Raw genomic sequence first — 10,435 nt, 5'->3', positions numbered from 1 at the left:
ATATTCCTTTATTTACAGCTTATGGCAGCAGGTCAATTTCGATACGACGATTCATTCGTCGGTTTTCATCCGAATCATTTGGCACAATCGGTTCCGCTTCACCCCGACCTTCCGGCCACAGACGTCCGCGCAAATCGGTCTTATCAGCTAATGCATCTGAAATCGCATTAGCCCTGGCTAAAGAAAGATGCCAATTGGATGGGTATTTACTGGAGAAAATCGTTTTGTCGTCCGTGTGCGCCGTTATTAACACTTTGCCATCAATAGACTCTAGCGAACGGGCAATTTTAGCCACAACCGGAGCGAAATCTTCTTTGATCCCGGCATTACCGCCACTGAACAACAATTCAGAGCCGATGCGAATACGAATGCGATCTGATAATTCAAACACCTCAACCAAATCCCGCTGAATTTCGGTCTGCAATAATTGGCGCAAACGAACAGACTCGTCTCTGTCTTTAATTGTCATCGTTTGCGGTTCAGGTTGCGACCAAGGCACCAAAGTGCTTAATTCCCGGTATACACCGTCTGAATAGCTGTTAATTTTGTAACTAAACAACATATATGAAGAGAGCAAAATCGCGCCAAACATGGCAAGAATCACCCAAAGAGGAAAACCTTTCTGCTCAAAAGAACCATGCTCAACACTGACACGCCACTCTGGCGACAATTCTCGCTCATGCTCTTGACGCTGTGTTCGAATCGCCCGATACGCCTGCTCCCTGAACTCTTCGAGCTTTTCGGAGCCACGCTCTTCCACGCGCATTTTTCCGTTAAAACCCAACGACAAACAAAGATACTGCAATTCCAGCAACAATAGATGTTCACTGGGTGAAGCTATACACGCCTGGAGCAATGTATAAAAATACTCACCACCCCAGGTCTCATTATGAAACGTAGAAAGTAAGCTCTCAGCGCCCCACTCACTTTGCTCACCCCAAGGCGTATTTAATACCGCCTCATCAATAAATGAGCACAAACAATATCGAGCCGATTCAATTTGATCGCCATCGACTGATTTGTAACGAAGACCCTGCTCATAATTTTTTATTAGTTCAACACACTGACGCTTTAGAGCATTCACATCATGATGTTTTGGCGTATTTCGAACTTTTGCAATCAGAGAAAACAATGTACTTGCTTCATCAACAAGCACATTATCGCCTATGGCAACCGTTTGAGCTTTCTGCCGAATCGCTGCCGAATTGTCATTCGATGACATGACCGTCTTATCGGGATTTTCTACTGGCTGCGCTGGCTTGGGGGCACCATCTGCTGGCGCAGGTTTACTGGCACCACGCCCACCGGGACGAGGCTTCATAATGGTTTTATCTGTCATCTGCAACAAATCCTTGTTAGCAAGTACATCGCAATATTGTGAATTCTTGAAATAATCAGCAGGAACCTGAACATCTGCAAGCAAACCGTATAGATTAACCCCGTGATGCCCTCTTCCAATTAACGGAATCAGAAGCCCTGTTGCTAGCCTTTAATCGCCCATAACTCGATTTTTAAACCGGGGTAATTACCGGACAAATGAAGTGCTATCCCACCACTGTTGGCCAGTCGAGGCCAGTAATCACTGGTTTTATCCAGCTGAAAGTAGTGATATCCCGCGTTAAACGGAACCTGCCTTGGCGCAACCGGCAAAGCGGTGACCGGAATCCCTGGTAGCTGGTTATTTACCAAATCTCTGATTTGTTCAACTGAACCGATCTTGATACGAGCAGGTAGATGCTTGCGAATATCATCATTTGGCAGCGCGGCTGAAACCGCAATGACAAACTGCGCATCCTCAAGCAAAGACTTGTCTGTTAATGGCGCAACATGAATACCAAACTTGGATTGCTCCAACGGCAAGGCCAAAGCAGTTTGCTCCAACACCACACTCAAGGTTTGGTTAAGCGCAACCATCACATTACCAAACACAGAAGTCAGGTTGTCGTGTTGGTATTTCTCAAACTCGGGCGTTCTCTTTTCTTTGGCAGTGAAAGTCGCAAGCTCACCCGCAAAGGTAATCATCTGGATATACAGATCTTCCGGGTGCGTCCCCGAAGTGGAAACAACGTGTTTGAAAAGAGGCTCATAACGATTGAGCACCTGAAGCATTAAAAAATCGGCAATGGAACTGGCTCTTCCTTGTCCCTGAGAAATACGTGCAGCCAGCGCTTCCGCCCTTTGGCGAATCATTCCGATCGTTTCACGAACCAGTGCCATCAATCGACTGTTTTGCTGAATATTCAACAGAGGAGGAATAAATTTCTTATCCAAACGAACAATACCGTCATCCGTTAACTCGATGACACGGGCAACCGGAATTGAGACATAGCCAGCACGATCTTCAGACTCTAATTTCAACAGTGTTTTCAGTTTTGCTAACTGAATGGTTTCAAACGCACTGCCGCCAATAGAGTTATCAACTACGCCATGATCTAAAAATTTATAGCGGGTAATCGAGGTGCTGTCATCACTGCTGATGTTAACACCTGAATGTTTATCAATCGGCAAGCAAAGATAAACCTGCTCATCCTTACACCCTTTTGGCACATCAATCGCGTTTGGCAAGTCATCCAGTTCAGGCAACTGAATCAATGTACCATCAGCAAATACACCATTAACGGATTCCAGTCCGAACTGACCCAACCTTAAGAACTGCTCATCAATTGAATAATCATGAACACCCCAGCCATAGGCATTCAACTGAGCAAGCAAACGAGCTTGTGTATTGGTAAAATATCGGTCTTGCTGCTGGAAATGCTGAGGTCGTAAAAACATCCCCTCATTCCAGGAAACCCGGCTAAAATCACTCATCTATGACATCCTTTTCGCTTGCTTACCAAACTGCTTAGATCTTATTGATCAACCCTTTTGCCTCTGACGCTACGTCCTTGGCCGTCGGCTTTTTAACCACATCATCCGCATCCACTTCGTCAGCCACATCTTGTGCTGCATCTTTGACACCTTGTGGTAATTCGGAATCCTTTGTATCTTTATCCGCTACTTGCTGTGGTTCGTTTCGGTTGATGTCCAGATCATGTTCACGAATGTAAACAGCAAGCTCATCCATATAAACATACATATTGTCGTAATCCGTCGGATCTACTTCAACCACAGCCTTCCAGCGTGCCTTTTCAATATCACGGTACGCAACCACTACCGCCACATAACGAGCCGCCGGAGACAGCGACATATCAAACTCGTAACGATCTCCCGGCTGAAATTCAAGTTCTTCCTTTCTAAGTAAATCAACGCCCAATACGGACTCAGGCGCATCATATAAAACAAAGAAGTCCTGATTCATGAAGCGAGTTCTTGACGCCAACTCATAAACCTTAACTACCACCGGCGAAGGTCTTCCGTCCAGATCCGGGTTAACATGATTTGCAACCTTAAAATGGAAATCAGTGGAAGGCGGGAACGCAGAATAAAAGCTTTGACACCCCGACAACAAAAACACCATTAAAACTGCAATTAGCTTCAGCTTATGCAACCTTGTAAATCCCTTCATTGCTTTACCTCCTCTGAATCAAGTGATTGAATTGCCTTTATTGGCATTTATAAAACCTATTTCTTTAACGCAGCTTCATAAGCAGCGGTAAATTCATCATTGACCGCACGCGTTCCTTCCTGAGACATATCGCCATGCACATCTTTGTACAAGTCTTTATACATCTCCCAATACCTCGCCTGTCGACGCGCTGGCGTCATTTTATCCATAAACGAAGAACTGAAATCCTTACTTTCAATAAACTCAGGTGAAAGCTGTTTCAACACACCCACAATTGAACCCTTTGCTCCAGCCATGATCGCCTCTTCGTGACGATTCACATCATCGAACGCATCTTTAATGGCCTGTCGCGGCGGTAAGAAACTGGCACCCGAACGATTAAACAGATTATGAAAAACATCATCCACAGTGGCAGAAAATTTAAGTGGATTGTTTTCTTTTTGCTGGAACGTCGTTTGATTAACCCGAAACTCACTCTTAACCGTCGAGCGCGCCCTCAGAATCCCCATAAGGCCCATTAATAGCTCTTGAAAGGAAACACCCAACTGTTCCCACCATTGATCAGAAGCATCCGCAGGAATCATTTGACTTGATACACCCAAGCCTTTTAAGAACGCAGCCATATCTCCTGCGGACATCTGGGCTGAAGCGCCACTCTTATCTGGGGTTGGGCTTGTATTTACGGCTGGGCTTGTAGGCGCCGTTTTAACCGAGCCGACAAGTGAAGGCGCGGTCGAAGAACCACTATTAGGAACAACAGCCTCCGGCAAAACACTTCCACTGGCTGTATTTGTTAAACCCACCAATGGTGCTGGTTCCAATGAAGGCTCTTCAATACCAGACCACTCGTTATCCCATTCTTCCGGAATCATTTCAGGCGAAGGAGGCAAAAAGTGATCATCCAAGGTAGAAGAAACACTCGCTGCATCCACTGACTGAACCGATTCCACCCGACCTACAGTACTTATATGATCAGCAGTACTCACGGAGCTGACAGCACCAGCCTGACCCACTGCACTTGGGCTACTGCTACTGCCACTACTGGCAACTTGCAAACCTGCAATATCGGACATTGGAATACCCATTCCAACATCAGGCTTTAAATTTGACTGAGAAGAAACCCGAGACTCTACAGAAGACGCACCTACAACAGGCTCAGTGGCAGTCGATTTTTCAGACACGACTCTGACTTCTATCTCATATTCACCTAAAGAAAGAAAGTCACCATCATTCAAGATTTGCGCATTATCAATGCCTAATGGCTCCACAGAGCGATTAACAAACAAACCATTAGTAGAAAGATCGGTAATAAAGAAAGAAGAACCACGCTGCTCGATGCGCGCATGGGTACCGGAAACCACCCGTTCAGGGTCAGGCAAATACCAATCAGACGACTCAGATCGCCCAATAGTTCCGCCCATTTGATCAAACGTTTTAACCGCAACCTGTCTTGGAGACAGTCGGTGGTAGCTAACCACAGTTAACTCTAGCAACATATCCTATGTTCCACTCCAATCCTTTGAAATCACCCAACTTGACACTCTCGTCTAATACTTGCGTATTAAGGGTATTTATCCTGCGGGCAGGTTAGTTTGTATGGTATTACAGGTCAACCCGAAAGATGCGACCCAATCCACAAAAGAAAAATATTCTCTCAAGTTACTGCTTTTCGCATCGCACCAAAGCAAAGTGAGGTGTTAAACTCCCGCTCATTAAATCAAGAGAAAGAATGATGTACGTTGTTCTACCTCACAAACCTGAGTCCACGGGTGTTCAGTTGTCTTAATTAACTCGACAATAGACAATTCAACAAGGACTGATTAATCAGTACAGAAGTAAGCTAAGGAAGGCGCGATTGCTATGAGCAAAAAAGAAAGCTCCCCTAAAACACCAGAAACAAAGAAAGAACAAATCACTGAAGAAAAAGCAGAACCTACCACCACCTCTGCTGAACCGACGACCTCCGCTGATCGCACACAGATAGACCTTTCCAGAACCAAGAAAAAACAGAGCGCCAGCATGTCTCTGGAAGGTAAATGCATCAAAGACCGATACCAGCTGGAAAATAAAATCGGTTCCGGCGGCATGAGCGATATCTACCGAGCTAAGGACTTATTCCTTGAACAAGCAGGGATCAAAGACGCTTACGTTGCCATCAAAGTACTTCAGCATCAGTTTGTAGACCAACCAGAAGCCTTGCAATTACTGCTTAAAGAAGCGGATAAAACGCGCAGTTTATCGCATCCAAATATTATTCGGGTCTATGACGTTGATTCAGATGGAGAAATCCATTTCCTCGTAATGGAATACCTGGATGGCGAAACCCTGGATCAGATCATCAAGCGCTCTAAACCCAAAGGCCTTAAGCTGGATGGAGCCATTAAACTGTTAGAGCAAATGTCGGCGGCGCTTTCCTACGCTCATAAATCCGGCATTGTTCATACGGATCTGAAGCCAGCCAACATCATTTTGACTCGTGACGGCCACATCAAGCTGCTGGACTTCGGCGTAGCCCAAGCACTGCAAATGAACCATGATAAATACGCGGCTGAAAATAAGAACCTCACCGCTCCGAATGGTGGTTACACCCCTGCTTATGCCAGCCCCGAGCTACTGGCGGGTAACCTGCCCTCCATTCAAGATGACGTCTTCTCTTTCGCTTGCGTGGCTTACGAACTGCTGACCAGCAAGCACCCTTTTGAACGCCTGCCAGCCGACAAAGCCAAAACCGAAAAGAAAACAGCACTTAAACCGAAACACTTGAATGGTTCGCAATGGAAGGCTCTGAACAAAGCACTGAGTTTTAGTAAAGAAAGCCGGACCAAGGATGTTTCATCTGTTTTTGCCTCACTCACCCACAACCCTTGGCCAAAACTCGCGCTCGCTGCTGGCATTTCGGGCATCATAGGTGTGAGTGGCTGGTTTGCATTTCAACAACAAGTCCAGATTAATCAGTCGGTTTCAGAAATCACCGCATTGAACAACCACGACAGCCGCATAAATGCACTGAGTAATATGCCTGCTGAGCAATTCTTTATGGAACTGCCTAAGCTCAACGACGCATCTGCTATCGAAAAGCAAGGACTAATCAGAAAGCATCGCACTGCACTTTTAAATGCCTACGAAAAGAAAGTAGACCTGGCGCTCAATGACCGCGAAAACACTTACCCTAATTACCCTAAAGCAGAAGAACTGCTGAATGAAATTGTAGACTTATACCCGGACTCACACTCACTGGCCAAACAAGCCATTTCTGTTCAACGTGGCAAACAAACCGCAATGGAAGCCCTGGATGAACGCCTTCATGCTCTGTTACGTAAAGGCAATTACAAAAAATCCGAGGACGAAAATGATGTCTATCAATTGCTCCATGCCCTCAAGTATATTGAGAACACCTATAACCCAAGACCCACTGATCAAGAAATCTCAACCTATAAAGCTAACTTCACTGCAGCAATAAAATCGCATGATGCAGTTCAGCTAGAAGATCTTATTAACGTAGGTAATGTTTTCTTTAAAAACATCGAAGAAACCCAAGAGTTCATTAGCCTTGGTCAACAGCTTAAAGAAGCAGTCACCGCGCTTGCTAAATATCAAGAGGCCATTTCGTCAGGAAACGAGACCGAATACCCTTATCAAGCGGCGACTGTTCTGTACCAAGACAGCTTCGAGAGTTTCAATCAAAGGGTAGAAACCAGCCGGACGGTTGAAAATATGGACAAGGTTTATAAAGAAGTAGAATCGTTGTCGAAAGAGCTGCCTGCGGATTTCAACCCTCTTCTGAAAGTACGTAAGAACATGGCAAACAAGTACCTAAGCCTTGCCGATGAGCTAATTAAAAAGCGTCAAGTCAGAACAGCAAACAAAGTCATGCGTCGTGCAAACCAATTAATCCTCAGCACCAATATCTAACAAATCAATGAGTTGTATGATTTCAGGCCAAACCTGAATAACAATAGCTCAGATATCGTAAGCCAGAGCTGCGCCTTCGTCTGAAGGCGCATTGATTGTAAAATACTCAGAACTAATCTGACAGGTTAGTTTGCTTAATTTCGACTTAATAAGACCGCCTATGTCCTTGGCGGTCGTCCTACTGCCATCTCAAAACTTCCGCTTCTGCCCCAAAGCTGACAAAAAACCTGAATGTTTCTGGCGTCTTCTATCAAATAGAAAGCAGACTTTGCTACCCGCTCATTAACCACAGTAAGAATATTTCCAGAAATACGACTTTATGTCGCATTTTCAGTTGGTAAGATAGTGACTGTAACGTAGGTATTGAAATAAAATATATTTTAATTTTGAATGCTGTAAAAGACGAAAAAAGAGTTTGAAGTGGCTGATTTAATGGAAGAAAAAGTCAGAAATATAGACTGGGTAAAATACTCAGGGCCCGAACATTTCGATCCTGACGAGTTAGTAGAAGCTTTAATTCTCCTGAGTCGAAATGACGAGTCGAGAGCAGTCCATGGGTTAGATAATAAAGTTCTTTTTGCTGTCGGTAATAATCATGCTGGCACTTATTATCCAGCCATTTTAGGAGCTTTAGAGATATTAATTGAACTTGAAAAACAGTCGACGAATTTAGCAGTACGTAAATGTAGCTTCGCTATACTAAATGATCTATTTTATTTCACTCCAGAACTTGGAAGTTATCAAACTCATACAGAGGAAGAACTGGAAAAGATTGTAAAAGAGCGTTTGCGAGACTATGAAGATAAGTCATAAAATCAAAGGCATACGGTAAAAATACATAACCAAGCCTGCAATGCTCGCTGTGATGGACACGTCGCTATCGCTCCTTGATTATTCTGGCGGTGTTTAGGCTGTAGGAAAACCTTGAATCTAAAATATCTCTCGTAAGGAGAGTGCTCTAAATTTGTTTTTATTCAATAAATGGATGTATTTTTTAAGAAAAGGGCATATTTGAGGCCGAAAAAAGCGTTCAAAACGGACTAAAAAAGTAGGCTGGGGTTTCTCTACAGCCTCGTTACATGCCTAAGATCGGAGAGATATGTTAGAACTAATTAGACAATTAGTGCTTGAAAAAAAAGAAGGAGATTGGTGGGACTTTAAACAACAGCACCATTCTAATCTTCTTGATCTTCTTCATGATATTTTATGCATGGCAAATATTATCTATGAGGGTGAAAGGTATATCATTTTTGGTGTTACTGACGATTACGAAATAATTGGTCTTAACAATGATAATGTCCGCTACTCCCAAGCGGATATTCTCAATTTTTTGAGAACTAAAAGCTTTGCTAATTACAAAATACCAGAACTAAAGCTTGATACCGTATTTATTGATGGAAAAGAAATAGATATTCTTACAATCGCTAATGCAGCCAAAAAGCCTTATTACTTGACTAAAGATGAGACTAAAAAAGGCTCAACTGTAAGAGCTGGTGTTGTGTATTCTCGATTACAAGACTCGAATACTCCTAAAACTAGTTGCGCTACTCCTTATGAAATTGAAGCGATGTGGCGCGAAAGGTTTGGACTTACAAAAAAGGCGTCTGACCGTTTTTCAGATATATTGCTTGATTATAATAACTGGAAATATGATGGTTTAAGCAAAGCGTTTTATGACATTGACCCTGATTACACAATGGAAATTGATGGCGATGAGGAATCTGGCGGAAAGTTTTGGTGGGAAGAAGGGTTATTTGAGAAACCTGATAAATTTTATTACCTACTTAAATACAAGTCTATTCCATTACATAAAATACTTATTGTGAGATTTCGAAGTGAGAACCTAGAGTTCCCTTTTCCAAGAATTGAGTATGTAACCCACCCTGATGCTAATGACGGCTATAACTCTGATATCTACTGTGATCTATTCTACTTTGAAAAGGGATCAATTGAATTTTCTCTGTTCAAGCATATCAGAGCTTTGGAGGTAGAATTTCCTTCAGAGAAAAGCTACTCGTTTCCAATTGAAACTCAAATTAAACCTCCGATCATTGAATTACCATTTTTGTTGGTTGATAACGAACAGCACCTGAATGAAATTACTAGTCAACTCTTATCGAGTTTTATTGATTTTAAAGAAGAAAAAAAAGCCAATATTGAAATTAAAGAATTTGATGATCCAATTTTAAAAAGATATGCATATGAAAGGTCTTTTTCGGAGTGGGCGTTCAGAGTTGTGAATGAAAAGTGCGTGTAACAAGTGACCGTTTTGGCGGTAGGTTGCGGCAGGCGTTAAGTGAAATAAAGCATGTCAGAGTTCGAGCAGTGGTATATCGAGTCGGTTGAGGGAGATGAAGAAATCTTTGGTCCAGGTTATTGTTCGTGTGGCGAAAAAGGTTTTCATTTTGATTGCCAGGAAAAAATGAGAAAAGATGTTGAGTACGCCGCGTACCTAAAGTCTCTGATTTCTGAATATCACTATACTCCTATATCCGATCAGAATGATGAACTACTAAGGGCTGCTGAAGCAAAGCTCCTTAAGGGCTTCGAATTTGATCCTAGAGAGAGTGGTTATTCGATAGATGAGGTTTTAGAAAATAATCAGGCTTACTATTTTCCAATTGGTTGGATCGGTTGTTCCGGTCATCTCGTGGTTAAGTCAAATCTCGAAGTTATAGGTTTTGGTTCATACATTGGTCCCGAGTCTCATATATGGGCGTATCATCAAGGTATTAGTTTAGAAGAGCTTGGTAAATATAGGCGTAACTGCATCTCTATTGTATCGGTAGAAAATAAAGAGAAAACACTAAAAGTAATACGGCGTTTTGTTGAACCACGGAAGGTCTTAAAGGAAATCTCTCCTGCTTTAGAAAAGCTTCCAGTAAAAATTAAGGGTGTAGATCTATACTTTGCAATTGCTGATTTACTTGAAGCAAAGTACCACGGGTGGTTTGATTATGAAATTACTTAGGAATCTTCTTAGCTGCGCTCAAATAAGCGGATATGTATGACTTC

General features: G+C 43.0%; 8 protein-coding genes. 4 read left to right on the top strand and 4 right to left on the bottom strand.

The genetic code is table 11. From position 1 onward, the window contains the following. Positions 1-19 precede the first annotated feature (19 nt). The 4 genes from icmH to tagH all read right to left on the bottom strand — a co-directional run bounded on the left by icmH (position 20) and on the right by tagH (position 5,004). Entirely contained in the window at positions 20-1,339 is a 1,320-nt protein-coding gene (gene icmH / locus ABD744_RS06195; protein WP_344796526.1) for a type IVB secretion system protein IcmH/DotU, read from the bottom strand. A gap of 143 nt (positions 1,340-1,482) precedes the next feature. Beyond that, positions 1,483-2,811, bottom strand: a complete 1,329-nt coding sequence (tssK, locus tag ABD744_RS06190) for a type VI secretion system baseplate subunit TssK (RefSeq protein WP_344796524.1) — start codon at positions 2,809-2,811, stop codon at positions 1,483-1,485. 34 nt (positions 2,812-2,845) lie between these two features. Beyond that, positions 2,846-3,508, bottom strand: a complete 663-nt coding sequence (gene tssJ, locus ABD744_RS06185) for a type VI secretion system lipoprotein TssJ (RefSeq protein WP_344796522.1) — start codon at positions 3,506-3,508, stop codon at positions 2,846-2,848. Between the two features lie 56 nt (positions 3,509-3,564). Further along, a complete protein-coding gene (tagH, locus tag ABD744_RS06180; RefSeq protein ID WP_344796520.1) occupies positions 3,565-5,004 on the bottom strand; it encodes a type VI secretion system-associated FHA domain protein TagH in 1,440 nt (479 codons plus the stop codon). A 364-nt stretch (positions 5,005-5,368) separates the two neighbouring features. Between tagH and ABD744_RS06175 the strand changes: the two genes are divergently transcribed. From ABD744_RS06175 to ABD744_RS06160, 4 genes are all read left to right on the top strand, one after another. Beyond that, positions 5,369-7,420 (top strand): serine/threonine-protein kinase, encoded by a 2,052-nt coding sequence (locus ABD744_RS06175; protein WP_344796518.1) that lies wholly within the window; start codon positions 5,369-5,371, stop codon positions 7,418-7,420. Positions 7,421-7,840: 420 nt separating this feature from the next. Continuing rightward, positions 7,841-8,233 carry a hypothetical protein gene (locus tag ABD744_RS06170; protein ID WP_344796516.1) on the top strand — a complete coding sequence of 131 codons (393 nt, stop codon included), beginning with the start codon at positions 7,841-7,843 and terminating at the stop codon, positions 8,231-8,233. A 286-nt stretch (positions 8,234-8,519) separates the two neighbouring features. After that, positions 8,520-9,677, top strand: a complete 1,158-nt coding sequence (locus ABD744_RS06165) for an AlbA family DNA-binding domain-containing protein (protein WP_344796514.1) — start codon at positions 8,520-8,522, stop codon at positions 9,675-9,677. A 51-nt stretch (positions 9,678-9,728) separates the two neighbouring features. Next, positions 9,729-10,391, top strand: a complete 663-nt coding sequence (locus ABD744_RS06160; RefSeq protein ID WP_344796512.1) for a hypothetical protein — start codon at positions 9,729-9,731, stop codon at positions 10,389-10,391. Positions 10,392-10,435 lie beyond the last annotated feature (44 nt).

It is taken from the genome of Litoribacillus peritrichatus, from assembly GCF_039537985.1.
GTDB classification, from domain to species: Bacteria; Pseudomonadota; Gammaproteobacteria; order Pseudomonadales; family Litoribrevibacteraceae; genus Litoribacillus; species Litoribacillus peritrichatus.
This window is presented reverse-complemented; position numbering and strand designations above follow the sequence as displayed.